The organism is Pseudomonas sp. GW821-FHT02A11 (assembly GCF_059421985.1).
This window is the reverse complement of record NZ_JBWKWB010000025.1, coordinates 26,079-51,043: the sequence shown is the minus strand read 5'-3', so window position 1 is coordinate 51,043 and position 24,965 is coordinate 26,079. Positions and strand designations below refer to the sequence as shown.

General features: G+C 60.0%; 28 protein-coding genes. 16 read left to right on the top strand and 12 right to left on the bottom strand.

Annotated elements, in window-relative coordinates:
* The first annotated feature begins 90 nt into the window (after positions 1-90).
* The gene (locus AC07V9_RS24790; RefSeq protein ID WP_495018274.1) at positions 91-699 is read left to right on the top strand and encodes a hypothetical protein; all 609 of its coding nucleotides are present in this window, start codon (positions 91-93) and stop codon (positions 697-699) included.
* A 32-nt stretch (positions 700-731) separates the two neighbouring features.
* On the opposite strand, the gene cysZ is transcribed toward AC07V9_RS24790, so the two are convergent.
* Entirely contained in the window at positions 732-1,487 is a 756-nt protein-coding gene (gene cysZ / locus AC07V9_RS24785) for a sulfate transporter CysZ (RefSeq protein ID WP_495018273.1), read from the bottom strand.
* A 262-nt stretch (positions 1,488-1,749) separates the two neighbouring features.
* Here cysZ and AC07V9_RS24780 point away from each other — a divergent pair, with 262 nt between their 5' ends.
* Together AC07V9_RS24780 and trxB are read left to right on the top strand one after the other, a co-directional pair.
* Positions 1,750-2,349 carry a peroxiredoxin gene (locus AC07V9_RS24780; protein WP_404633863.1) on the top strand — a complete coding sequence of 200 codons (600 nt, stop codon included), beginning with the start codon at positions 1,750-1,752 and terminating at the stop codon, positions 2,347-2,349.
* Positions 2,350-2,511: 162 nt separating this feature from the next.
* Positions 2,512-3,477 carry a thioredoxin-disulfide reductase gene (trxB, locus tag AC07V9_RS24775; protein ID WP_495018272.1) on the top strand — a complete coding sequence of 322 codons (966 nt, stop codon included), beginning with the start codon at positions 2,512-2,514 and terminating at the stop codon, positions 3,475-3,477.
* 332 nt (positions 3,478-3,809) lie between these two features.
* Here the strand turns inward: trxB and AC07V9_RS24770 are convergent, their stop codons facing one another.
* The 7 genes from AC07V9_RS24770 to AC07V9_RS24740 form a co-directional block, all read right to left on the bottom strand.
* On the bottom strand, positions 3,810-4,151 hold the full coding sequence (locus tag AC07V9_RS24770) for a HopJ type III effector protein (RefSeq protein WP_495018271.1): 342 nt from the start codon (positions 4,149-4,151) through the stop codon (positions 3,810-3,812).
* Positions 4,144-4,440 (bottom strand): DUF1244 domain-containing protein, encoded by a 297-nt coding sequence (locus tag AC07V9_RS24765; RefSeq protein ID WP_166597198.1) that lies wholly within the window; start codon positions 4,438-4,440, stop codon positions 4,144-4,146. The genes AC07V9_RS24770 and AC07V9_RS24765 overlap by 8 nt, the downstream gene beginning before the upstream one ends.
* A gap of 201 nt (positions 4,441-4,641) precedes the next feature.
* Entirely contained in the window at positions 4,642-5,013 is a 372-nt protein-coding gene (folX, locus tag AC07V9_RS24760; protein ID WP_495018270.1) for a dihydroneopterin triphosphate 2'-epimerase, read from the bottom strand.
* 3 nt (positions 5,014-5,016) lie between these two features.
* A complete protein-coding gene (gene folE, locus AC07V9_RS24755; RefSeq protein WP_495018269.1) occupies positions 5,017-5,577 on the bottom strand; it encodes a GTP cyclohydrolase I FolE in 561 nt (186 codons plus the stop codon).
* Positions 5,578-5,597: 20 nt separating this feature from the next.
* Positions 5,598-6,308: a dihydromonapterin reductase gene (folM, locus tag AC07V9_RS24750; protein ID WP_495018268.1), complete on the bottom strand. Its 711-nt coding sequence runs from the start codon at positions 6,306-6,308 to the stop codon at positions 5,598-5,600.
* 291 nt (positions 6,309-6,599) lie between these two features.
* Positions 6,600-7,169, bottom strand: a complete 570-nt coding sequence (locus AC07V9_RS24745; protein ID WP_495018267.1) for an antibiotic biosynthesis monooxygenase — start codon at positions 7,167-7,169, stop codon at positions 6,600-6,602.
* A gap of 199 nt (positions 7,170-7,368) precedes the next feature.
* On the bottom strand, positions 7,369-7,974 hold the full coding sequence (locus tag AC07V9_RS24740; protein ID WP_495018266.1) for a hypothetical protein: 606 nt from the start codon (positions 7,972-7,974) through the stop codon (positions 7,369-7,371).
* 237 nt (positions 7,975-8,211) lie between these two features.
* Here AC07V9_RS24740 and AC07V9_RS24735 point away from each other — a divergent pair, with 237 nt between their 5' ends.
* Entirely contained in the window at positions 8,212-8,667 is a 456-nt protein-coding gene (locus AC07V9_RS24735) for a flavodoxin (RefSeq protein ID WP_495018265.1), read from the top strand.
* A 4-nt stretch (positions 8,668-8,671) separates the two neighbouring features.
* Here AC07V9_RS24735 and AC07V9_RS24730 read toward each other — a convergent pair whose 3' ends face one another.
* On the bottom strand, positions 8,672-9,544 hold the full coding sequence (locus AC07V9_RS24730) for a LysR family transcriptional regulator (protein WP_495018264.1): 873 nt from the start codon (positions 9,542-9,544) through the stop codon (positions 8,672-8,674).
* Between the two features lie 137 nt (positions 9,545-9,681).
* On the opposite strand from AC07V9_RS24730, the gene AC07V9_RS24725 reads away from it, so the two are divergent.
* From AC07V9_RS24725 to AC07V9_RS24700, 6 genes are all read left to right on the top strand, one after another.
* Entirely contained in the window at positions 9,682-10,071 is a 390-nt protein-coding gene (locus AC07V9_RS24725) for a CidA/LrgA family protein (RefSeq protein WP_495018263.1), read from the top strand.
* Complete coding sequence (locus AC07V9_RS24720) at positions 10,068-10,754, top strand: LrgB family protein (protein WP_495018262.1); 687 nt, start codon at positions 10,068-10,070, stop codon at positions 10,752-10,754. Before AC07V9_RS24725 ends, AC07V9_RS24720 begins: the two co-directional genes overlap by 4 nt.
* A gap of 189 nt (positions 10,755-10,943) precedes the next feature.
* A complete protein-coding gene (locus AC07V9_RS24715; RefSeq protein ID WP_495018296.1) occupies positions 10,944-11,693 on the top strand; it encodes a class II aldolase/adducin family protein in 750 nt (249 codons plus the stop codon).
* Entirely contained in the window at positions 11,693-12,667 is a 975-nt protein-coding gene (locus tag AC07V9_RS24710; RefSeq protein ID WP_495018261.1) for an alpha/beta fold hydrolase, read from the top strand. Before AC07V9_RS24715 ends, AC07V9_RS24710 begins: the two co-directional genes overlap by 1 nt.
* 101 nt (positions 12,668-12,768) lie before the next feature.
* Positions 12,769-13,680: an SDR family oxidoreductase gene (locus tag AC07V9_RS24705; RefSeq protein ID WP_495018260.1), complete on the top strand. Its 912-nt coding sequence runs from the start codon at positions 12,769-12,771 to the stop codon at positions 13,678-13,680.
* Between the two features lie 176 nt (positions 13,681-13,856).
* Entirely contained in the window at positions 13,857-14,381 is a 525-nt protein-coding gene (locus AC07V9_RS24700; protein WP_495018259.1) for a hypothetical protein, read from the top strand.
* 993 nt (positions 14,382-15,374) lie between these two features.
* Here AC07V9_RS24700 and AC07V9_RS24695 read toward each other — a convergent pair.
* Positions 15,375-16,178 (bottom strand): SirB1 family protein, encoded by an 804-nt coding sequence (locus tag AC07V9_RS24695; protein WP_495018258.1) that lies wholly within the window; start codon positions 16,176-16,178, stop codon positions 15,375-15,377.
* A 206-nt stretch (positions 16,179-16,384) separates the two neighbouring features.
* Between AC07V9_RS24695 and AC07V9_RS24690 the strand changes: the two genes are divergently transcribed.
* The 5 genes from AC07V9_RS24690 (at position 16,385) to argH (ending at position 22,437) form a co-directional block, all read left to right on the top strand.
* On the top strand, positions 16,385-17,407 hold the full coding sequence (locus AC07V9_RS24690; RefSeq protein WP_495018257.1) for a Glu/Leu/Phe/Val dehydrogenase family protein: 1,023 nt from the start codon (positions 16,385-16,387) through the stop codon (positions 17,405-17,407).
* Between the two features lie 96 nt (positions 17,408-17,503).
* Positions 17,504-18,604 carry a pyruvate dehydrogenase (acetyl-transferring) E1 component subunit alpha gene (pdhA, locus tag AC07V9_RS24685; protein WP_495018256.1) on the top strand — a complete coding sequence of 367 codons (1,101 nt, stop codon included), beginning with the start codon at positions 17,504-17,506 and terminating at the stop codon, positions 18,602-18,604.
* Positions 18,594-19,595 (top strand): alpha-ketoacid dehydrogenase subunit beta, encoded by a 1,002-nt coding sequence (locus tag AC07V9_RS24680; RefSeq protein WP_495018255.1) that lies wholly within the window; start codon positions 18,594-18,596, stop codon positions 19,593-19,595. The genes pdhA and AC07V9_RS24680 overlap by 11 nt, the downstream gene beginning before the upstream one ends.
* A gap of 18 nt (positions 19,596-19,613) precedes the next feature.
* Complete coding sequence (locus AC07V9_RS24675) at positions 19,614-20,720, top strand: dihydrolipoamide acetyltransferase family protein (protein ID WP_495018254.1); 1,107 nt, start codon at positions 19,614-19,616, stop codon at positions 20,718-20,720.
* A 289-nt stretch (positions 20,721-21,009) separates the two neighbouring features.
* The gene (gene argH / locus AC07V9_RS24670; RefSeq protein ID WP_495018253.1) at positions 21,010-22,437 is read left to right on the top strand and encodes an argininosuccinate lyase; all 1,428 of its coding nucleotides are present in this window, start codon (positions 21,010-21,012) and stop codon (positions 22,435-22,437) included.
* A gap of 100 nt (positions 22,438-22,537) precedes the next feature.
* Here argH and AC07V9_RS24665 read toward each other — a convergent pair whose 3' ends face one another.
* Positions 22,538-23,572, bottom strand: a complete 1,035-nt coding sequence (locus AC07V9_RS24665; RefSeq protein WP_495018252.1) for an alpha/beta hydrolase — start codon at positions 23,570-23,572, stop codon at positions 22,538-22,540.
* 247 nt (positions 23,573-23,819) lie between these two features.
* Positions 23,820-24,092 carry a YebG family protein gene (locus AC07V9_RS24660; protein ID WP_495018251.1) on the bottom strand — a complete coding sequence of 91 codons (273 nt, stop codon included), beginning with the start codon at positions 24,090-24,092 and terminating at the stop codon, positions 23,820-23,822.
* 333 nt (positions 24,093-24,425) lie between these two features.
* Here AC07V9_RS24660 and AC07V9_RS24655 point away from each other — a divergent pair, with 333 nt between their 5' ends.
* Positions 24,426-24,914: a phosphate-starvation-inducible protein PsiE gene (locus AC07V9_RS24655; RefSeq protein WP_495018250.1), complete on the top strand. Its 489-nt coding sequence runs from the start codon at positions 24,426-24,428 to the stop codon at positions 24,912-24,914.
* Positions 24,915-24,965: the final 51 nt, after the last annotated feature.

Below are 24,965 nucleotides of genomic sequence, written 5' to 3'. Positions count from 1 at the left end.
TTTGTAGGAATGGTCCTGATTTTTTTTGCATTGATTCAACGCGCTTTTTGATCGGTAGGATGCGCGGCACTTACTCACCGAGGGAACGATGTGTCTGAGGTTTTTTATACGCCGCCTGCTGCTGATCTACAGCCAATCAAAAGCGATGACCCCGAGTTTTTCACGGTCGCGCCACGCAAACTGATCGTGATGATGCTGCTAACCCACGGCCTGTACGGCGCTTACTGGCTCTACCAGAACTGGAAACACTACAAAGTTCGCTCAGGTCGCCCGATTTGGCCGTTGGCGCGTACGATTCTCGCGCTCTTCTATGTACCTTCGTTGTTCTGCAAGATCGACAGGGCCTGCAAGTCCGGGGATGAAAGGGGCATGCCTCACTGGTGTGTGAGTGCAGTTCTGTATGTTTTCCTGCCTTTCGCGCCTTTCATTATCGGAATGACCTATGGCCTATACAGGGCGTTTGCCGGTTTCGACTCCGCGCCGGTCGGATTCTGGTTTGAGTTTTTGACAGGGACGGCAGTATTCCTGTCCCAGAGCTTGATCGTTTTGAGGGTTCAACGATTCATCAACCTGATAAATAAAGATCCGAAAGGACAGGCAAACGAACGCTACTCATTGGGTAACGCTATCTGGATCTTCGTTGGAATGCTCATCTGGTTGTGGATGACCATCGGAATGTACATCACATCCCAGCCGTGAAAAAAGGCCTCATCCGAGGCCCTTTCATTTATTCAGCGAATCTTCTCCGCCAGCGATTCCGTTCCCCGTTCTCTCACCCAGAACAACGTCGCCCCCGCCACCGCTGCGGGCATCATCAGGATGTTGACCACCGGAATCAGCAGCACCAGATACACAATCCCGCCAAAGCTCATGCTCTGCCAGCGTTTGGCGCGCAGCCAGGCGAGCATGTCTTGCCAGCTCATCTTGTGGTTGTCGGCGGGGTAGTCGATGTACTGGATAGCCATCATCCAGACGCCGAACAGCAGCCACAGCGGCGCGGCGATGATGTTGACCACGGGAATCCACGACAGGATGAACAGGCCGATGGCGCGGGGCAGGAAGTAGCCCAATTTGCGCATTTCGCGGCTCAGGGTGCGGGGGATCATTTCGATCAGTTCGGCCCAGCTGAAAGCCGGGAAGTCGTCGGTGCCGCGCAGCACCACTTCGACCTTTTCCGAGAGGAAGCCGTTGAAGGGCGCGGCGATGACGTTGGCGATCATGGTGAAGGTGAAGAACACCATCAGCACGACCAGCACCACGAACAGCGGCCAGAGGATGTAATTAAGGAAGCTCAGCCAGCTGGGCAGGGTGGGCATGAACGAGTCGACCCAGAGGCTGAACTCGTGGCCGGCGAAATAGATGAGCGCGCTGAACAGCACCAGGTTGATGGTCAGCGGCAGCAGGACGAACAGGCGCAGGCCGGGGCTCAGGACCAGTTTCAGGCCCTCGCGCAGGTATTGCGGGCCGGACAGGGTGGGTGCGGGCATAGGGGCCTCCAATCGTGGAAAACGCGCCGACCTTACCGGCTTTGTCAGAGCGGCGGAAGCCGGATAGGTGCCATGACATTCGCCGAAACAATCTGGCGAGGTTAAAGTCTATCGACAGATCACCGTGCAAACGTTTGTCGGGATAGGTGCGGTCTATGAGCTGGATTGTGAAACGATATTTCCTTAATCTTCCCCGCCCCGATAAGCTTGGGGGCAACTTTTAGACCTATTCCCATTCACTTTGAACCTCGAAGGAGTCCTAATGAGCGTTCTGGTAAACAAACAAGCCCCTGATTTCACAGCAGCGGCAGTCCTGGGTGACGGGTCGATCGTCGACAGCTTCCAGCTGTCGTCCCTGCGCGGCAAATATGTCGTGCTGTTCTTCTGGCCTCTGGACTTCACGTTCGTGTGCCCGTCGGAAATCATCGCGCACGACAACCGCGTCGCTAAATTCCGCGATCTGGGCGTTGAAGTGGTTGGCGTTTCCGTCGACTCGCACTTCACCCACGCCGCATGGCGCAACACCCCGGTTGAAAAGGGCGGCATTGGCCAAGTCCAGTTCACCATGGTTGCCGACATCAAGCACGAGATCACTCGCGCTTACGGTATCGAACACGAAGACGGCGTTGCGCTGCGCGGTTCGTTCCTGATCGACCAGAATGGCGTGGTTCAGCACCAGGTAGTGAACAACCTGCCGCTGGGTCGTGACGTTGACGAGATGGTACGTCTGGTCGAGGCACTGCAGTTCACCGAACAGCACGGCGAAGTTTGCCCGGCTGGCTGGCGTCCAGGTCAAAAAGGCATGAAGGCTGACGCGTCTGGCGTTGCCGACTACCTGGCCGAGAACGCCAAGAGCTTGTAATACCGTCGCTGCGGCCTCGGCCGCAGCTTCAAGTTTTCAGGATTGGCGAGTCGACCCTTCCCCAAGTGCGCTCGCGGGTCCGTTTTATTCAAGCCGGTGCGCCGGTTCAGATCTCAGTAACTCCGACCACCCGTAACGATGGCCGGTCGATAGGAGTGTGTCATGTCCGATGTACGTCATTCCCGAGTGATTATTCTCGGCTCCGGCCCTGCCGGTTACAGCGCTGCGGTGTATGCGGCCCGTGCCAACCTCAAGCCTCTGTTGATCACCGGCATGCAGGCCGGCGGTCAACTGACCACTACCACCGAAGTCGACAACTGGCCGGGCGATCCCCATGGCCTCACCGGCCCGGTGCTGATGGAGCGTATGCGCGAGCACGCCGAGCGTTTCGAGACCGAGATCGTGTTCGATCACATCAACGCCGTCGATCTGGCGGGTAAACCGTTCAGCCTCAAGGGCGACAGCGGCACCTACACCTGCGACGCGCTGATCATCGCCACCGGCGCCAGCGCTCGTTACCTGGGCCTGCCATCGGAAGAGGCGTTCATGGGCAAGGGCGTATCGGCCTGCGCGACCTGTGACGGTTTCTTCTACCGCAACAAGCCGGTGGCTGTGGTCGGTGGCGGCAACACGGCCGTTGAAGAGGCGCTGTACCTGGCCAACATCGCCAGCAAGGTGACCCTGGTTCACCGGCGCGACACATTCCGCGCCGAGAAGATCCTGATCGACAAGCTGCACGCGCGTGTCGCTGAAGGCAAGATCGAGCTCAAGCTGCATTCGACGCTGGACGAAGTGCTGGGCGACAACATGGGCGTGACCGGTGCGCGTTTGAAGAACGTCAGCGATGGCAGCACGTCGGAGCTCAAAGTCGACGGCGTGTTCATCGCCATCGGCCACACCCCAAACACTTCGCTGTTCGAAGGCCAGCTGGCACTCAAAGACGGCTACATGGTGGTCAATGGCGGTCGCGAAGGTAATGCGACGGCGACCAGCGTGGATGGCGTGTTCGCAGCAGGCGACGTGGCTGATCACGTGTACCGCCAGGCGATTACCTCGGCCGGCGCAGGCTGCATGGCCGCACTGGACGTCGAGCGTTACCTGGATGGCCTGGCGAACGCTTCGTTCTGATCAGGCGCTGCTATAAAAAACCGGCTCATTGAGCCGGTTTTTTTGTGCCGGTATCACGGCGAATGGCGTTAAACCCTGTGGGAGCGAATTCATTCGCGATGCGGTGTATCAGGCGACACATCTGTATCGGCTGTACCAGCCAATCGCGAATGAATTCGCTCCCACAGCAATGCGCAGTCGCTGCGAAGTGCGAGGCCAGGCCAGGCCCGAATCCAACTGTGGGAGCGAATTTATTCGCGAAAAATCGGACAGACGCTGCACAGGTGTCATCTACACGGCCAATCGCGCTCCCACAGAACCAGCGCGCGCCGCATATACCGGCGTAGAGGCGATCAGTCCTTGCGAGCAAGAGGCGGGGCGTTGAACGTCACACCCGCCAGCCCGTGAGCGATCAGCGCACGAATGTTGCCATGGTCGTTGCCCTCAGGGGTCGCAACCACCGAGCGGTAGTGCTCCCCGAACGCCAGCAGGGCTTCTTCGTCGCTCAGGCCTTCCAGCTTCGCCAGACCCAGCGTCTTGCACGAGCCTTCATTCTGGCCCGCAGCGTTTTCCACCGGACCGTTGCTGAAGGCTTGCGGCTGGTAGTCATAGTTCGCAGCCACGAACGCCAGGGTGTCGGCGAAAACGTGCTCGCCGGATGCTAGGCTCACGCGCAGGGTGTTCAGGTCAGTCATGCTTCTTTTCCTTGGCGAACGCCGCTTGCTGATCGGCGCTGGCTTCTTTCTGGTAAAGGGATTTCCACTCGCTGTACGGCATGCCGTAAACCACTTCGCGGGCGTCATCGAGGCTGATGTCGATCTGCTTCTCGTCGGCGGCGGCCTTGTACCACTTGGACAGGCAGTTGCGGCAGAAACCGGAGAGGTTCATCAGATCGATGTTCTGCACGTCCTTGCGGCTGTCCAGGTGCGCGACCAAACGGCGAAAGGCAGCGGCTTCGAGTTCCAGGCGTTGTTGCTCGGTCATGATGGACTCTGTGCGAATGAAGGTGGGGCGGATGATAAGAGGCTGAGCCGGGGTGAGCAATCTTTGCGGGGTGTGAATGCACAACCTGTGGGAGTGAGCTTGCTCACGAAAGCAATCTGTCCTTCACCGTGGGGTGTCAGACCTGCCTTCGTGAGCAAGCTCACTCCCACAGCAGCGGGGGGGCGGCCGGTGATTCGGCTCTCAGCGCTCGGCGGCCAGCGTAATCGACACCGATTCGGCGAAGCGCAGCGCGTGGGGCTTGTCGACTTCGACCTCGGCGTATTGCACCGCGTCGTGAGCCATGACCAGGTCGAGCACTTCCTGTGTCAGACGTTCCAGCAGGGCGAAGCGGTTGCTTTCGACGTGTTGAATGATGGCCTTGGTGATGGTCCGGTAGTTCAGCGCGTGATCGATGTCATTGTCGCGCACCGCCTCTTGGGCCGGGTACAGGATCGTCAGGTTGATCAGCACGTCCTGCTTGTTGAGGATTTCGTCCTCGTTGATGCCGATGTAAGTGCGCAGGCACAGGTCCTTGACCCGGATGCGTGCGGTGCCTGGTTCGAGTCTTGCCATGGACTACTTGCTCCGTCCGATCAGTTGCAGAAATTCCATCCGTGTCGTGTTCGATTCGCGAAACGCGCCGAGCATCACCGAGGTGTTCATGGTCGAGTTCTGCTTTTCGACACCGCGCATCATCATGCACATGTGCCGGGCCTCGATGACCACCGCCACACCCGCGGCGCTGGTTACGCCTTGAATCGCGTCGGCGATCTGGCGGGTCAGGTTCTCCTGAATCTGCAGTCGGCGAGCGAACATGTCGACGATACGAGCGATCTTCGAAAGACCCAAGACTTTTCCGGTGGGGATGTAGGCCACGTGCGCCTTGCCAATGAACGGCAACAGGTGATGCTCACACAGCGAGTACAGCTCGATGTCCTTGACGATGACCATTTCATCGTTGTCCGAAGCGAACAGCGCGCCGTTGACGATCCCGTCCAGCGTCTGGTCGTAGCCATGACACAGGTACTGCATGGCCTTGGCCGCACGCTTGGGGGTGTCCAGCAAGCCTTCGCGCTCAGGATCTTCACCCAGTCCGATGAGGATTTCACGGTAGTGCTGTGGCAGTGACAAGGTCATCAAAAGGTCCTCGGGGCGGCTTACTTGACGTGCCGTCCGCCGTTTACGGTCAGTGTGGTGCCGGTGACGTAGGGGTTATCCAGCAGGTAGCGCAGACTCTGGTAGATCACCTCGGCACCGGGCTCGATGCCCAGCGCGGATTTGGCCAGCGTGCGCGCGCGATATGCCGCATCGTCGTCCGGTTGAAACATCAGCATGGCCGGAGCGATGCCGTTGACCTTGATTTTGGGGGCGTAGCGCGCCGCGAACGACAGAGTCAGGTTGTCCAGCCCCGCTTTGCTCGCGCAGTAGGCGATGTGCTTGCTGCTGCCCTTACGCGTGACGTCGTCACCGATATGGATGATGTCGGCCTGCTCCGAACGCTGCAACAGGTCGGCGCAATGCAGGTTGATCAGATAAGGCGCGAGCATGTGCACATTGAACATGCGCTGGAACACTTCAGCCTCGTCGCCTTCGGTCTCCGGCAGCCACTCTGAGGCGTTGTGAACGATGGCGCGCAGGCTGGGGGTTTGATCCTTGAGCTGCGCGATGAAGGTCATCACGCTGTCCCGGGAGGAAAAGTCCGCCTGAATCGCAACGGCGCCCAATGCCTTCAGTCGCTCGACGCCGGGCCGTTCGCTTCGGTAGGTGATGATCACCGGCTGACCTTCGCCCAGCAGCCGTTCTGCGCAATGCAGGCCGATGCGCTGGCTGGCACCAGTGATCAGGACAGGGGCAGGGGAGGAGGCCATGGCAGCTCACGCGTTTATCAGGGAGAAGAGAACCGGCAGGTCGCGGGCGTATCGGCTCTGGATTGCTGGCGGCAATTACTTGCAATGGGCCATCAGAGAACGAACATCTGGGGCAAAGTTAACCCAATGGTCAGTGGTGTACAACTGCGGCTTGGAGGCAGACGGGATCCTTGTGGGAGCCGGCTTGCTGGCGAATGCGCTGGGTCAGTAACAGGTGATTGACTGACACGCCACGTTCGCCAGCGGAACGGCTTTCACCGGTAAGACGTTGAGGGCCGGGGCGAGTTGTCGTCAGTGGGTAGACGCGGACTCGGCCTGAGCCACGGGCACCTGCGTGTTGCTGTTCAACCACCCGGACAACAAATGCGTCGACAGCGGAATGAACCAGAACACCATCAATGGCGTGAGAATCAGCGTGCTGATCAGGATTCGCGGCAGCAATTCCAACTGCCCGAGCAGCGGGCCGAGGATGTAGTTGAAGATCAGCGACACAGGAAAGAACGCCAGCCAGATGGCCACGGCCTGTTTCCAGCGCGGCGGGCGCTGACCGACGGTGCCGAACCAGCCGTCCATGCCGCGTACACGGTGCACGGAATTCTTGGCGAACAGGCCGCTGCCGCGCACCAACCAGGAGCGCCGGGACGCTGAATGCTCCCAGGCGTGCATGGTGGCTTCATCGGCAAAGCGGAAAATGATCTGGAATTCGTCGTCTCCCGGAGGCGGTGCGAGCACGCCTGAACCCAGGTAGCCGGGGAAGTCGGTGGCCAGTTGCTCGCCTTCATGCAGCCAGGCGATCAGTTCCTGATAGCGGCCATGGGCGACGCGACGGGCGACCATCAGCGTGACGGGTGAGGTAGACATTGTGTATCTCCGATAAACGAGTGAGCTTCCCGGGTAGGGAAATCACATGACGTTACGCCGGGGTGGTGGCGTGGCGTCAGCTTCGCTGAAAAAACAAGCAAGGATTATTCCCGAAGGCACCGGGGAGCCACAAGCGGCAAGCGACAAGATGCCCGTTGCGGCGGCGTTCGCGGCGTGCTGTGCGCTGCTCAAAGCGGTTTCAGAGATGCATCGAAGGGTGGATTTTACGGTGTTCCTGAAGGATGTACTGGCGCAGGCGCTCGGTGTCTTCCTTGCTGTTCTGGCTCAGGCGATACGCCGCAAGGCCGTGTTCGGTCAGGCGTTCGAAGGTGCCACGCAGAGCGATCGGGGCAAGCCCTGCCGGGGTGAACCAGGCGGAGAAATATTTCGGCGGTTTGGTCTGCTTGCGGATTTCCAGCAGGATGCCCTTGAAGGAAATCTCGTGAACCCACAATGCGGTGAGCGAGCCTTTTTCGGTTTCCAGCGCAACGGGTTCAGGCAATATGAGGCGCCAGGGGCGAATGCGCGGGCCTTCTTCAAAAATGCTGGGAGCGCCCAGTTCCAGGTGCAGGGCATGGAATTCGTCTTCGACCAGATGCAGCGGGAAGGTCATCTGTTGGTTGTCGAACTGGGCTTGAATGGTCACTTGCTCGTGAGCAGCCAGACGCGTCAGCAGATCCTGGATCTGGACACCCCCGTTGACCACCAGGCTGCTGGATTTGTCGCGCAGGTTCAGCTTGGGGTTGTGCTGCATGTTCTGGATGAAATCCAGCTCATCCTGCGTGAGGATATTGTCGCGCTGCATGGTCAAGCTCTGTTAACCGGTTATTGAAAAAGCTGACAGCAGATTCGGTTTTAGGTTGCTGCCATTCGTCAGTTGGAATGGATTGCCGGTGCAACGCACGGCCCTGACAGTGAGCTTGCGCCAGTTTCGCGTGCAGTTCGACTACTTTTTGCGGCGCGACAGCTGCGCACATTCTAAGACATTGAGGCGGTCTAGGGCATAATGCCGCACGATTTCAATCAGTCACAGGATCACTCAATGAAAGTCGCCATTGTTTCGGGCTCAGTGTACGGCTCTGCCGAAGAGGTTGCCCGACACGCTCAGCACATCATCAAGGATGCCGGTCACGAAGTATTGTTCAACCCGCGCGTGACATTGGCCGATCTGCAAACCTTCGCCCCTGAGGCGTTTCTGGCCGTGACCTCGACCACCGGGCTTGGCGAATTGCCTGACAACGTCCAGCCGCTGTATTCGCAGATCCGCGACGTGTTGCCTGCCGCCTGGCGCGGCCTGCCGGGCGGCGTGATCGCCCTGGGTGACGCCAGCTATGGCGACACTTTCTGTGGCGGCGGCGAGCAGTTCCGCGAGCTGTTCATGGAACTGGGTATTCGTGAGGTGCAGGAAATGCTGCGTCTGGACGCCAGTGAAACGGTCACCCCCGAATCCGATGCCGAGCCCTGGTTGGCCGAGTTCGTCGAAAAACTAGGCGCGTAAACCGTTATCGACGCACCAGCGCCAGCCAGGCTTGCGCCGCCTTGGACAGATACGCGCCTTCACGCCAAATGAAGGCGATGTCCCAGCGCAGCATGTCGGGCGCCTTGAGCGTCACATGCACGACCCCCGGTCGCACCAGCGCCCGCGCCACCACTTGCGGCAGCAGCACCACGCCTTGACCTGCGGCCACCAGCGCCGCAAGAAAATCCGCCTGCCCGCTGCGCCCGCCTTCCCGAGGCGTGAACCCGACCTGCTGGCAAGCCTGCAGCAGGCGGTCGTTCAGCACGAAACTGCGTTGATATAAAAGGAAGGGCGTGTCGGCCAGTTGGCTCAGCTCCACTTCCTTCAAATGGGCCAGCGGATGATCGGCGGGCAGCAGGGCGTCCAGCGGCTCGTCGCAAAAAGGCTGAGAAGCGAACGCCGCATCGCTGGGCGTGAGGCTTGCGCCCAGTTCAAGCTCGCCGGTCATGACCGCGTGTTCAATAGCGCGGCTGCCGCCCTCGATCAGGTGAATGGTAACGTTGGGGTAGCGCCTGCGGTATTCGGCGAAAGCCTTGGCGAACAGCGTGTCACTGCCCAGCATTGGCAGCCCCAGGTGCAATTCCCCGCGCGCCAGATTGCTCAGGTCGTCCAGTTCCCGGTGCAGGCTGTTGCGCATCATCAGCATTTCTTCTGCGCGGTGCAGCACGATCCTGCCTGCCGCCGTGAGGGAAACTTGTGAGCCATGGCGATCGAGCAGGGTTACGCCCAAGCTTTCTTCCAGCTGCGCGACCTGTTTGCTGACTGCCGACTGGCTGACATACAGCGTCTTGGCCGCTTGGGTGAAACCGCCCTCACGCACCACTTCGATGAAACTGCGCAGCTGTTTGAATTCCATGGTGACCCGTCGCTGGACCTGCAATTCCAGCAATATGAATGATTGGATTCCAAATTGGAATTGTTTGAAGTCTAACAATTCGTTTTTGAGATGGTGTGCCGCTCGGTAAACTGCAGTTCTCAGAGGGTGGAAAGATCATGAAACGTTTGTCCCGTCTCGCGCGTCTGGTGGTCGAACTCGTCGTTTTACTGGCGCTTTATCAAATCGGTTGCGAGATCGCGTCCTGGCTCGACTGGCCGATTCCGGGCGGGGTGATTGGACTTGCGCTGTTGCTGGCGATTTTCGCCGGTGGCGTGGTGAAGCCTTCGTCGCTGCAGACCGGTGCAGGCCTGTTACTGGCCGAGATGCTGTTGTTCTTCATTCCGCCGCTGATGAGCCTTCTGGACTATGGCGCGCTGGTGCGTAACGAGGGCTGGCGGATCATGCTGGTGATCGGCTGCAGCACCTTGATGGTCATGCTGGTGACGGCGGTCACGGTCGAGGCGGTGTGCCGTCTCAAGGACCGCGCGGCGGAGCGTCAGGCATGAAATTCGAACCCATGCCGGTGTTCTGGCTGCTCATCACAGTGGGCGCCTACGTCGGTAGCCGCTGGTTGTACCGGCGCACCGGCCGTTACCTGCTGTCGCCGCTGATCCTGGTCCCGACAGTGTTGTTGGCTATCGCCGCTCCCCTGCACACGGCCTATGCTGAATATTCCACCAACACCCACTGGCTGATGCTGGTGCTGGGCCCGGTGACCGTGGCGTTCGCCATTCCGATCTGGCAACAGCGGGCGTTACTGGTCCGGCACTGGCCAGCGCTGTTGATCGGCATGCTGGCGGGCAGCGCCGCGTCGATTGCCAGTTCGTTCGGCCTGTCCAAGGCGCTGGCGCTGGACACCTCGGTGGTGATGTCGCTGGTGCCGCGCTCCATCACTACCCCTTTCGCCATGCCGCTGGCCCATGATCTGGGCGGTGTGCCGGAACTGACCGCCGTGTTTGTGATGTGCACAGGCGTTTTCGGGGCGGCCCTGGGTGGCGCGCTGCTCAAATGGCTGCCTTTGCGCACAGCCCTGGCGCGAGGGGCATTGTTCGGGGTGGGCGCTCACGGCGCCGGTGTCAGCCGTGCCCGGGAAGTGGGCGGTGAAGAAGGTTCGGTGGCCGGGTTGGTCATGGTGCTGACCGGCCTACTCAATCTTTTTGCCGCGCCATTGCTGGTGTGGATGCTCTGAAATACCTGTTCCAGAGCCTTTTGACTGGGGCTGACTCGCCGGGCCATTAAGGTGGCTGCCAAGGCAAGTACCGGTTTTATCTCGCCTGACTAGACTGCTGATCCATTAGAGCAGAATAACCGCCGAGGAAAGCCAGACGTGAAAGTTGCCCAAGTCGTTGCCGAGTCCGCCAGCCCCCTCAACCCTTCCGTGAAAGAGCAAGTCAGCGCCGCTGAATGGCAGGCGCGGGTCGATTTAGCCGCCTGCTATCGGCTGGTGGCCATGCACGGCTGGGACGACCTGATCTTCACCCACATCTCGGCCAAGGTGCCTGGCACCGAAGACTTTCTGATCAACCCCTACGGCATGATGTTTCATGAGATGACCGCCTCAAGCTTGGTCAAGGTCGATCAGGCAGGCAACAAGCTCATGGACAGCCCCTACGAGATCAACCCGGCGGGCTACACCATCCACAGCGCCGTGCACGAGGTGCGTCATGACGTGATGTGCGTGATGCACACCCATACGGCAGCGGGCGTTGCCGTCTCTGCGCAGAAGCAGGGTGTATTGCCGATCAGCCAGCAGTCGATTTTCGTGCTGGCGAGCATGGGTTATCACGCTTACGAAGGCGTGGCGCTGAATCACGAAGAGAAAGCCCGTCTGCAGGCTGACCTGGGCCAGAGCAATTTCCTGATGCTCAACAATCACGGCCTGCTGACCTGCGCGTCCAGCATCGCTGACACCTTTCTGATGATGTTCACCTTCCAGCGCGCCTGCGAAATCCAGGTCATGGCTCAAAGTGGGGGAGCAGAGCTGATACCCATCGACGGACAGATTCTGGCGGGTGCAAAGGCGATGATCGCTGGGGTTACCCGCAGCGCGCAGGGGATGGGCGGGCAATTGGCCTGGCCTGCGCTGCTGCGAAAGCTTGATCAGTTCTCGCCGGGGTACGCGCAGTAATGAGGCTCGCGGAGATACCCCTCAGCGTATGGCGTACGCGCGGGCATGATTTCACCTTTGGCGGGCATACCATTCGTTACTGGACGGCCGGGCAGGGCGAGCCGCTGTTGCTGATTCATGGTTTCCCCACCGCCAGCTGGGACTGGAACTACCTGTGGCAGCCGTTTTCACGCCAATACCGGGTCATTGCCTGCGACATGCTCGGCTTCGGTGACTCGGCCAAGCCTCGCAACCACCGCTACAGCCTCCTCGAACAGGCCGATTTGCAACAGGCTTTGCTCGATCATCTGGGCATCCGCGAGCCGGTTCACGTCCTTGCCCACGATTACGGCGACAGCGTTGCTCAGGAGTTGCTGGCACGGCAGGCCGAAGGTCGATTCGACATGGCCAGTTGCGTGTTTCTCAATGGCGGGCTGTTTCCCGAGGTTCATCGTCCATTGCGTGCCCAGAAACTGCTGCTCGGACGCGCCGGGTGGCTGCTGAGTCGATTGTTCGATCGAGGCGCTCTGGACCGGGATTTCAGCCGCATTTTCGGGCCCGATACACGCCCCAGCGAAAGCGAGCTCGATGATTTCTGGAGCCTGATTTCTGCCAACCGTGGCCATCACCTGCTGCATCGCCTGATGAGTTACGTGCCCGAGCGGCGCGTACAGCGCGACCGCTGGGTGACTGCGATGCAGCACAGCCGCGTGCCGATGCGCTTTATCAATGGCGCTGCCGACCCGATTTCCGGTGCGCACATGGTCGAACGTTACCGCGAGCTGATCCCTGAGCCCGATACTGTGCTGATCCCCGGCATCGGCCATTACCCTCACACTGAGTCGCCGGCCAGGGTTCTGCGCCTTTACGACGCGTTCCGTCTGCCGTTGACCCACTTCACGCCTGTGCTGGCCGCGCCGCGTGCGCTGCCGGTCAGTGCAGCGACCGATCATCCCTTTGTGTTATCGAACACCATTCAGCCTGCCTCGTGTTGATTGTGACCAGCCGATGACTGGTTGACACTCGATGACTGTTTCGCCCGCTCTCGATCTTCTCTGATGCCAGAGAGCGCGCATCATCATTGGGGGAGAGCGACATGCGTGAGTCCGTACGTTTTGAAGACAAAGTAGTCGTCGTGACCGGCGCCGGTGGTGGCCTCGGGCGGGCGCACGCGTTGCTGTTCGCCCGGCATGGCGCGCGGGTAGTGGTCAACGACCTGGGCGGCTCGGCTCATGGCGAAGGCGCCAACGCTTCGGCAGCCGACCGCGTGGTTGCGGAAATTGGCGAAAGCGGCGGTCAGGCTGTGGCGAATCACGACTCCGTCACCGATGGCGACAAGATCATCCAGAACGCCCTGGACGCCTTTGGTCGTGTCGACGTCGTGGTCAATAACGCCGGCATCCTGCGCGACAAGAGCTTCGCCAAGATGGAAGACGTCGATTGGGATCTGGTCTACAAGGTCCACGTCGAAGGCGCCTACAAAGTGACCCGCGCTGCCTGGCCGCACCTTCGCGAGCAGAACTACGGGCGAGTGATTTTCACCTCCTCCACGTCCGGCATCTACGGCAACTTCGGCCAGTCCAACTACGGCATGGCCAAACTCGGCCTGTATGGCCTGACCCGCACCCTGGCGCTGGAAGGGCGCAAGAACAACATTCTGGTCAACGCCATCGCCCCCACCGGCGGCACACGCATGACCGAAGGCCTGATCCCGGCCAGCGTCTTCGAACTGCTCAAGCCCGAACTCGTCAGCCCGCTGGTGGTGTATCTGGGCAGCGAGCAGTGCCAGGACAGCGCCGGGCTGTATGAAGTCGGCGGCGGCTGGGTCGGTAAAGTCCGCTGGGAGCGCAGCCTGGGCGCTGGCTTCGATCCACGCGCAGGCTTCACTCCGGAAGATGTCGCCGCGCAATGGGGCGTGATCAATGACTTCAACGACGCCGTGCATCCTGCGGATAACGTCGAGGCGTTGAAGGAGATGATGGTGAACGTGCAGAAGTTTGCGGGTTGAAAACGATGTGATGTGTTTCGCGGCCAGTTCGGGGATCGGATTGGCCGTTTTTGTAGGAAGATTATTTTGGTGTGTGTAGGATTGCTCTCTTTATTCTGAGTTGAGTGTTGTTGATTAAAGACCGCCATTTACCTCCCGATAGGACGAGTGTAATTGCTCGCTCTCAGGAGGTTGTCATGCTTCAAAATTTTGTGGAGATACGTCAAAGGCTAAGTGCTTATTCTGTTGTGCCGGATGCCAGGTTCAGAACTCAATCGGGCGCACCTGAGCAAGAAGAAAGCATAAAGCAGAAAGTCCGCCAATATTGGGCCGATGGCAGTATTTCAAATGCGCAAAAACTCAAGGGTTTTACGCTGGATATATCAGGCTTCGACCCGCGAAATACAACGAATAGACAGCTCCGTGAAATTGGAAACGTCCTTGCCGATTTAGGCATCGTCGATTATGGGACGTCGGGTTGGCTCTCGGGTATTGATCTCGAGTTCGATGCGCAAGGTAATGAAGTGGGGCTCGATAAGCCGGTCAATATGTACGATTACTTTCAACGGCAACTTGAATTTCTGAATAAACATGTCTCCGAGGGGCAGGGCTACGCCAGAGACACGTTGACTAAGCTTAAAACAGTCATGTCAGTTACGCAGGCACTAGAAGAGTACGCCAAACGTCCCAGACAAAAATCGCTCGTTAACATTCGCGTCTAGTAGCTGCAAGATCAGAGCCGCGGCAAGCCAGCGGCCCTGTTTTGTCACTGTCAGAGAGGCAGCGAGAAACTGCCGCGGTACGAGATCGGCGTTTTGCCATGTGTGTTATCAAGAATGACGCGGAAGCTTCCTGAACCCCAGTTTACTGTCGGATCATAAGCATCTCTGGTGACTGTTACCCAGCCTGCACCCTGATTACGCTCGACGGTGATGGGTTGCACTGATCCGCCTTGAGTCCTGACGGTCAAGTTATGCATTGTTGTTCCACAGTTCACGGTATAGCTGTGGATCACCTTGTATTCCCCGGCTTGCGCAACACCGGGGGACATTTGGCTGCTGTTTCTGAAGCAGGGAAATGCTTAAGCCGCGGGAGCAGCCACTGCCATGTTTGTCAGCGAAACCACCCCCAGCGCGAGTACCAGTGCTGCCATTGTTTTCTTGTTCATGATGAATCTCCATTAGTCATTAAAATCGCTTGATCAGCGCAAGTTCCCAATCACCGGCCCTGCTCTGATGACTAACGTTTAAACATACTGCGCTGTAGGACTGGGGCTAATAATTCCGTAGGGCATTTCCCAACTGTTTTTACACGTCCCATAATGCCAATAGCACATCCGCCGCGCGATTGCACACCGCCCGCAGTGGCGACTGAAAAACAGCCAAAAAAAAAGCCGCTGCAGCGGCAGCGGCAGCGGCTTAAACAAGACGTCAGATCCAGGAGCATGAAAATCTACGTCGGGGAATCCGTTCGAACAGTCTGATGCGTCAGAGCCAAGTCAGACTAACGAAACGAACTTCCAGTTCGCGGCGAGGGTGGCCGCGAAGTGAGTGAATGGTAAGTTCTTTCGTCTTTATTAAACATAGCTGTTTACGACATGCAGTTTTACCTCGGCGGCAACAATCGGGAAGGTCGCTCTAAACAGGGGGTATCCCTTCGTGTGCACGATGCTCAGGGAGGGCGGACTCACATCCAGGGCAGCCTTTACTGGCCGATTAATGCACAGCCCGACCTGACGGCAGTTGCACCAAACGTTGCGTCAACCTGATCCGCTGCACTGGGTCGTCGCTGAGCAGCAATGCGTGCTCCAGGTCGTAGCGTTCGGCCTGCGGGCATTCCAGGGTCTGATAGAGGCTGGCGCGGGCGAGGTAATCGCTGGTGTTGGCCTGTCCCAATTCAAGGACTCGATTGGCATCTTTCAAAGACGCGATGAGATCATCGTTGATCTGGTGAAGATGACGCAGGTTTCGCGACAAGCGTTGCAGCATTGCCTGCGGGGTGGCCGCGCGCATGTGCTCGGCCTTGAGCGGCATGTCGGGGCCGAACTGGCGCAGCAGTAGTTCGCGGCAGTCCTTGGGGTAGAGCCTGCGGCCGCCACACGGGTCCAGCGTGTGGTCGGCGCCCGGCACGCGCAGCAGGAAATGCCCCGGGAAATTCACGCCTTCCAGGGGAATTTGCAGACGCCATGCCAGCTCCAGCGCCACCATCGCCAGCCCCAGCGGCTGACCGCGGCGCCGTTCGACGATCTTGTGCAGCAGCGCCACCTGCGGTTTGGGCTGGGCGACGTCGTCCTGTTGGAAACCGATCGTCGCCAGTTGCCGCAACAGGGGTTGAGCCAGTTCGACAGGCGGGAGCATGGGCAGCGCCGCACTCACCCGGCGTTGCAGTTGATCGATCAGCTCCAGCGTCTGCCGGGTATCGACTTCGGCGTCGTGCTCGACAGAAATCCACAACGCCGCCTCGAAGGTCGAAGGGGGCGTGCGGTGCAGGCAGTCGAGGCATTGCTGGCGTGGATTCATCTGCGTCTCCAACCGAATCTGGCGTCTGAAACGTCGTCCCTGGAAGCTCCGTTTTAGCCCTGGCGGCGAGGTTAGTCCAGCGGCGAATGCCCGCTGACATGTTCTGCCATGTATCGGCTTTTTTATTATCGGGATGTGTCCGGCGCGGCCGTCGTTTTTTTTGCCAGCGCCTATACTCGCAATACAAAAAAAAGGGAGCACTGCCAATGTTCGCTCTCATGCAAAGTTCGCGCGTTCAATCGTTGCACCTGATCGTCGACTCACACGCCTGCCTCAAAGCCGTGATCGCGATCCACAGTAGCCAGAAAGGTCCGGCTCTGGGTGGCGTTCGCTATCTGTCCTATCCAAATGAAGAGAGCGCTGTCGAAGACGCTATCCAGTTGGCGAGGAACATGAGCTACAAGGCTGTGCTGGCCGGCCTGCCTTTGGGCGGGGGAACGGCGGTAATCCTGCGACCTGCTCATGTGCCCGACCGGGCCGCATTATTCGAAGCGTTCGGACGTTTCATCGAGACCCTCGATGGCCGCTACATTGCTGCCATGGACAGCGGCACGTCCGGCGAAGACATGGACTGCATCGCGCAATCCACCCAGCACGTCACCAGCACCACTAAATCGGGCGACCCCTCGGCCTACACAGCCATGGGGCTGTACGCCGGTATCCGCACCACCGCCATGGCCCGTCTGGGCAGCGACAATCTGGAAGGGCTGCGCGTCGCCGTGCAAGGCTTGGGGCATGTGGGATGGGCATTGGCGGAACAGCTGCATGCCGCTGGCGCCGAATTACTGGTGGCTGATCTCGACAGCGGCAAGGTGCAATTGGCGATGGAGCAGATGGGCGCCAAACCGGTAGCCAGCGAAGCGTTGCTCAGCACCCCCTGCGACATCCTCGCGCCTTGCGGGCTGGGCGGCGTGCTCAACAGTCACAGCGTGACCAAACTGCGTTGCGCCGCCGTGGCCGGTGGCGCCAACAATCAACTGAGCTGTGCGGCCATCGCCGATCAGCTCGAAGCCCGAGGCATTCTTTACGCACCTGACTACGTCATCAATTCCGGCGGGCTGATCTACGTCGCGCTGCAACATCAAGGAGAGAACCAGCACACCATCACCGCACATCTGTCCCAGATAGGAACACGGCTGACTGAAGTATTTGCCCATGCCCAGGCCGAGAAGCGCTCACCCGCGCGGGTTGCCGATGCATTGGCAGAACGCCTGTTGAACCTCGAATAGCGCTTTACCGGTGCGCTTCGAACAGCGCTCGCGACCACAAGTGGCGAGTTGAGACCATCACGTGTCATCCGATACGACGTGTGTAAGGAGTGTGCAATGTCCAATAACAAGATCGATCTTGCGTACACCCGTTACCTCTCCCCCGACGGTCGTCTGACCGGAGAACTTCCCGATTGGGCCGATGACTTCAACCTGCTGACCCGCCTTTACCGACACATGGTGCTCACCCGGCTCTTTGACCAGAAAGCCGTCGCCTTGCAGCGCACCGGCCGCATCGGCACGTATGCCCCGACCCTCGGCCAGGAAGCCATTGGCGTTGCCATCGGCAGCCTGATGCACCCTGAAGACGTGCTGATTCCTTATTACCGCGACACCGCCGTGCAACTCATGCGCGGCGTGCGCATGGAAGAAATCCTCCTGTATTGGGGCGGAGACGAGCGGGGCAGCGATTACGCCGAGCCCGCCGTGGCGCAGGATTTTCCGCTCTGTGTGCCCATCGCCACCCAGGCGCTGCACGCCTGCGGGGTGGCCAGTGCCTTCAAGATTCGCGGCGAGCATCGCGTTGCCGTGACCACCTGCGGCGACGGAGCCACCAGCAAAGGCGACTTCCTCGAAGCACTGAACGTCGCGGGCGCCTGGCAGCTGCCGGTGGTGTTCGTGATCAACAATAACCAATGGGCGATTTCCGTGCCCCGGCGCATTCAGTGCGGCGCCCCAACCCTGGCGCAGAAAGCCATCGGCGCGGGCTTTCATGGCGAGCAGGTCGACGGCAACGACATCCTCGCGGTGTATGACCGCATGCAGGTCGCGCTGGAGCGGGCGCGCAAGGGCAAAGGCCCGGTGCTGCTGGAGTGCCTGAGTTATCGCCTCGGCGACCACACCACGGCAGATGATGCCACGCGCTATCGCGCCGCCGATGAGGTCAAGCAGGCGTGGCAGGAGGAGCCGATCAAACGCCTGCAATCGTTCATGGCCAGCCAGGGCGTCTGGGACGAGAGTCGCGAACAGGCGTTGATCGCTGAATGCAAGGGGTTGGTTCAGCAGTCTGTGGATAACTTTGAACGTGCAGGCAATCAGGCGCCGGAATCGGTCATGGACCATGTCTACGCCCAGTGGCCGGCGCCGCTGGCCGATCAGCGCGAGTGGTTCCTGGAGCGTGTGGCTCGTCGCAATGGAGGTGCCGATCATGGCGAATGATCTGTCCACAGACAAAAAGCTCAGCCTGCTGGAAGCCGTCAATCTGGCGATGCACCGGGCCATGAGCGAGGATGAAAACGTTGTGGTGCTGGGGGAGGACGTGGGCGTCAACGGTGGGGTATTTCGCGCCACTCAGGGCCTACGCGACGCCTTTGGTTTCAAGCGCGTGATCGACTCGCCGCTTGCGGAAACCATGCTCGGCGGATTGGTAGTCGGCATGGCCGCGCAGGGCCTCAAGCCTGTGGTGGAGATCCAGTTTCTGGGCTTCATTTATGCCGCCATGGAGCACTTGGTGTCCCACGCCGCACGCATGCGCAATCGTACGCGAGGGCGGTTGAGTTGCCCGATGGTCATGCGCTCGCCCATGGGCGCGGGGATTCGCGCGCCCGAGCATCACAGTGAAAGCACCGAAGCGATGTTTGCCCACGTGCCAGGCCTTCGTGTCGTGATCCCGTCCTCGCCTGCTCGCGCCTATGGCCTGTTGCTGGCGGCCATCGACGATCCGGACCCTGTCATCTTTCTCGAACCCACTCGCCTGTATCGCATGAATCCGCAAGCCCTTGTCGATGATGGCAAACGCCTGCCGCTGGACACCTGTTTCACCCTGCGCGAGGGCAGCGACATCACCCTTATCAGTTGGGGCGCCAGCGTTCACGAGACCTTTCAGGCGGCCAGTGCCCTGGCCGAGCAGGGCGTGTCGGCGGAAGTGATCGACGTCGCCTGTGTCAAACCGCTGGACCTCGACACCCTCGAAGCCTCTGTGCGCAAGACCGGGCGCTGCGTGATCGTTCACGAAGCCCCTCGCTCCGGTGGGCTGGGTGGGGAGATCGCGGCGAGTTTGTATGAGCGTGTGTTGCTGGATTTGCAGGCGCCCATTCAGCGGGTCACTGCGCCGGACATCCCGCCGCCGCTGTATCGCCTTGAGCAGCTGTACATCCCCAGCGTCGGGGACATCCTTCACGCGTGCGACAGCGCCCTGAATTTCGCCTGACGGCCCAGGAGGCTTGCGATGAAATATTTCAAACTGCCCGATCTGGGCGAAGGCTTGCAGGAAGCGGAAATCGTCGAATGGCACGTCAAGGCGGGCGACACGGTCAAGGCCGACCAACGGGTCGTCTCGGTGGAAACCGCCAAGGCCATCGTCGACATTCCCGCGCCGTACGATGGCGTGGTGGCGAAGGTGTACGGCGGCGATGGTGACATCCTGCACGTGGGCGAACCGCTGATGGCATTCGAAGGCGAGGGCGATGCGGGCACGGTCGTCGGGCGTCTTGAAGGGGGCGGCAACAGCCAGGACGACCCGTTTTTTGTCGGCGCTGCGCCCTCGACCCGCGAACATATGTCGACCCGCGCGACCCCAGCCGTAAGGCAGCTGGCACGGCAATTGGGCGTTGATCTCAACGCGCTGACGGGTTCAGGCAGCGAAGGCCTGATCACCCGCGCCGACGTGGAAAACGCCTCCCAAGCCGAGCGTGACAAGTTCGGCGGCGAGAAGCTGCGCGGCGTGCGGCGCAGCATGGCGCTGAACATGGCCAAATCCCACGCCGAGGTGGTGCCGGTGACGATTTTTGGCGATGCCGATCTGCATCGCTGGGGCGCCGCGCGCGATCCGCTGATCCGCATCGGCAAGGCCATGGCGGCGGCGTGCAAGGTCGAGCCGGTGCTTAACAGCTGGTTTGACGGTAAGTCGCTGTCGATCAAGCATCACGACAATCTGGATCTGGGGATTGCCGTCGACACCCCGGATGGCTTGTTCGTGCCGGTGTTGCGCGACGTCGGCAATCGTGAGTCCGCAGACTTGAAGGAAGGCCTGAGTTGCCTGCGCGCCGATGTGAAAGCCCGCTCAATCCCGCCACGGGAAATGATGGGCGCGACCCTCACTCTGTCCAATTTCGGGACGCTGTTCGGTCGCTATGCCAACCCCATCGTCGTCCCGCCGCAAGTGGCGATCATCGGCGCAGGCGGCATTCGCGAAGAGCCGGTCGCTATGAACGGCCAAGTGGTGGTGCATCCGATCCTGCCGCTGTCGCTGACCTTCGATCATCGCGCCGTGACGGGCGGGGAGGCGGCACGGTTCTTCAAGGCGTTGGTGGAGGCGTTGGAAAAGCCTGAATAATTGACTCATTGCTTTCGTAGCGATTCGGTTTGTCGGCGGTGGCGTCCGTTGGAACGCCTCCGCCGACAGAGTGCGATGCCGGCCGGGTGGCTCAGCCGGGAACTGATCGTCGCTGTGGATTCCCGAAGAGACTGGCGTCGGCTTCCCCGGCGAGCCTTTGCGCCATGGTTTGGCAGGTTTCCAGTTTCCGTAAGTTGACTTGCCATTTGTAACATTTCCCTCCCCGCGGATTGTTCCTAGCATCCCTGCCAAGCGATCGATTCATTCAACGTGTCAACGGAGAAGGTAAATGTCTGATGCTACCGAGCGTCTGTGGGGGGCGCGCTTCAAGTCTGGCCCGGCCGAGGCCATGGCCAATCTTTCACGCTCGCCCCATGCGTATTTTCGCCTGACGCCCTACGACGTGGCCGGGTCCAAGGCTCATGCCAACGAGTTGAACAGGGCAGGGCTGCTGGATGCTGAAGAGACTCGCCTGATCATCGCAGCGCTCACGTCCATCGATGAGGACTTTGCCGCCGGCAAGGTTCAGCCCATCCCGGCGGACGAAGACGTGCACACTTTTATCGAACGTCTGTTGACCGAACGACTCGGCGCGCTGGGCGGCAAGCTGCGGGCCGGGCGCTCGCGTAACGACCAGTCGGCCAACGATCTGCGCCTTTACCTCCGCGATCAGGTTCGTCGGTTGACCCTGGCCATTGTTGAGCTGGAAAAGGCGTTGGTGGGGCAGGCCGAGCAACACATTCACACCATCGCCCCTGGCTTCACCCATCTGCAACAGGCTCAGCCGATCGTGTTCGCCCATCATTTGATGGCTCACGCTCAGGCCATTCATCGGGACATTCAGCGTCTGCAGGATTTCGACAAGCGCTTCAGTCTTTCGCCTTTGGGCGCGGCGGCACTGGCCGGTTCGGCGATCGCCCGCGACCCGCAGCAATCGGCCGCGGAAATGGGCTATGACGGCCCGTGTGAAAACTCCATCGACGCAGTCGCCAGCCGCGATCACGTCGCCGAGTTCCTGTTTTGCAGCAGCATGCTGGGCATCAACATCTCGCGCATGGCCGAGGAGTTTTGCCTGTGGACGTCGCGGCAATTCCGCTGGGTCGAGCTGGACGACGGCTATGCGACCGGCAGTTCCATCATGCCGCAGAAGAAAAACCCCGACATCGCTGAACTTGCGCGGGGCAAATCCGGGCGCATCATCGGCTCGCTGACAGGCATTCTCTCGGTGCTCAAGGCGCAGCCGCTGTCTTACAACCGCGACCTGAGCGAGGACAAACACGCTGTCATCGATACGCTGGAAACCTTGCATCTGGTGCTCCCGGCCTTCACGGGCATGGTCGCGACCATGAACGTGCGCACCGATGAACTGCTGCGTCAGGCGCCGCTTGGTTTCACCTTGGCGACCGAAGTGGCCGACTGGCTGGCAATGCGCGGCGTGCCGTTCAAGGAAGCCCACGAAATCACCGGCCAACTGGTGCAATTGTGCGAAGCGCAGGACATCGGCCTGGAACAGCTAACCCCTGAGATGCTGTCCCGCACCGATGCCCGACTGACGCCGGACGTGCTCGATTGCCTGACCCTGGAAGCCGCGTTGGCGGCGCGCAGTGGTTGGGGCGGTACGTCGCCGGTGCGTGTTACCGAGCAGATCGAACGCTTCAAGGCGCAGTTGGACGCCCATGAAAAATGGGCACTGGCGTATGCCGGCCCTCGGGGCTGAGGCTGGCTTTTCGAGCATTCTGTAACGGCATTTCTCGCCGCCACGCAAAAGCCCGCGAAGGATCAAAGGATCGCTTCGGGGGCTTGATGATGCCTGTGGATCAGTTCAGGTGGGCTTTCAGTTCGCCTGCCGCCTGACGCATGGCCGCCTTGACCTCAGCAATGTTGGCCAGCGGGTTCAGCAGGCCGTAGTCGTGGACCATGCCGTTGTAGCGCACGGCAGTGACATCAACTCCGGCGGCATCCAGCTTGCGGGCATAAGCCTCGCCTTCGTCACGCAGCACGTCCAGGGCGGCTGTCTGCACCAGTGCTGGCGGCAGACCTTTGAGCTGCTCGGTCGTGGCCCGCAGCGGCGACGCGTAGATCTCGGCGCGCTGTTTGGCGTCGGTGGTGTAGCTGTCCCAGAACCAGGCCATCATGTTTTTGGTCAGGAAGTGGCCTTCGGCGTAGGTCTGGTAGGACCCGGTGTCGAAGTTCGCATCGGTCACCGGCCACAGCAGCAGCTGGAATCGCAGTTTCGGCGTGCCTTGTTCCTTGGCTTTGAGGGCCACGACCGCCGCCATGTTGCCCCCGACGCTGTTGCCGGCCACTGCCAGACGCGAGCTGTCGACGTGGATCTCTTTGCCGTGCTGGGCGACCCATTGGGTCGCGGCGTAGGCCTGATTGATCGCAGTCGGGTAGTGCGCTTCCGGCGATGGGGTGTAATCGACGTAAACGGCCACCGCACCCGAGCCCACCACCAAATCACGAATCAGGCGAGCGTGAGTCGGGTAGTCGCCCAGCACCCAGCCACCACCGTGGAAGTACATGAACACCGGCAGTTCACCCTTGACCCCGGCTGGGCGCACGATGGTCAGCTTGATGTTCTGACCGTCGGCCTGGATGGTCTTCTCGCTGACCTGAATGCCCGACATGTCCACTTTCACCGAGTTCTGTGCACCGGTCAGCACGGCACGTGCATCTTTGGGGCTCAGTTGTTCCAGCGGCCGACCGCCCCCCGCGGCCAGTGCATTAAGGAAGGCTTGCGTCTGATGCTCTGGGACGGCGGTTTCAGCGGCGAAGGCGCTGCCGATGGACAGGGCCAGAACGGTAGCGGTCAGTGCTTTCTTGAAGGTGCTCGGGGTGCGAGTAGACATGTCGTGTTCCTTTTGAATTCGATAAAAGGTCGGTAGTTTCGGTCGCCACTGGCAGTTCGTCGTCTGCCTGTTGGCTGGCTTGGAACTGAATTTACGGACTAATCGATGCGGGAACAATTAGGCTAAATTGAGACTCATTGTTTCTATTTTGGGGACTGTTTTGCAGGGCTTGAATTTGCGCGGCCTGGCGAAGTGTCAGGCATAAAAAAACCTCCCGAAGGAGGTCTTTTGAAAACACTTGGGCGACTCAGCTCTCGCTGTCGCCCTCGGCCGGGCTGGACAGTTCGTTCAGCGCCGTGGCGTTGTTCTTGAATGCCGCTGCGAACACCGCGCGGTTCTTCGCCATGTAAATGCTGGCGTCTTCGGCGTGCTTCTCGGAAAGGCCCGGTACGTTCTTCATCAGCACGTCGGTGAGGAGCTCTGCCAGCTCAAGCATTTGATCATGCGCATCGGCGAGTTTGCGGTCCACGAACGTAGTCTCCAAATCGCGGGTACTGCGGTAAAGGGTTTCAACAGCCATTTTGGCCTCGTCGTCATGTCCAGTGTGTTGAGATCGGCCCCGCGCGCTGCGCTGTCTGATGGCCAACAGGGTGGTGCTGAAGCGGTGGCGCAGGACCTGCGTTGCGCGGTGGCAACACGTTTTACTTTTACTGTTTATTTATACAGTGCCAAGCATAGGGGAATCTCTGCCGGTTGAATAGTGGCAATTCACGCGCATTTTCGGCGCCAAGGCCTGCCCTTGCGACAACCGGTCACGTTCTCAACCATAGCCGATGGCCCCTTTAATGCACGGCCATCAGCGCGTCACAGGCGCGCGGCATCATCCGTACCGGGTCATTCAAGGAAGTGCATCGTGAAAATCAACTGGGCCGAATCCCTTCGTCAGCACGTCCACAGCTGCGCCGAATCCATCGGCAACCTGTTCGTCGAAACCTTCCATTACCTGGCACTGTTCGCCATCGGCGCCGTCACCGCGTGGGCGGCGGTCATGGCGTTTCTGGGCATGCTCGACAAGGGTCACATCACGGTCGATGACATCCTGCTGCTGTTCATCTACCTGGAATTGGGGGCGATGGTGGGGATCTACTTCAAGACCAACCACATGCCCGTGCGCTTTCTGATCTACGTCGCGATCACCGCGCTGACGCGCCTGCTCATTTCCGACGTTTCGCACCATGCGCCGCCGGATCTGGGCGTGGTGTACCTCAGTGGTGCAATCCTGTTGCTGGCGTTTGCGATTCTGGTGGTGCGCTATGCGTCGTCGCAGTTTCCGTCGGTGAAGGTGCCGGATCCGCACAGCAATAAGAGGGGCGCTGTGATCGAGGAGAAGGGGGAGATTTAAGGCTCTTCTCAAGCGAAGAAGAGAGGCTGCGAAAAGGGAGGCGATTCAGTG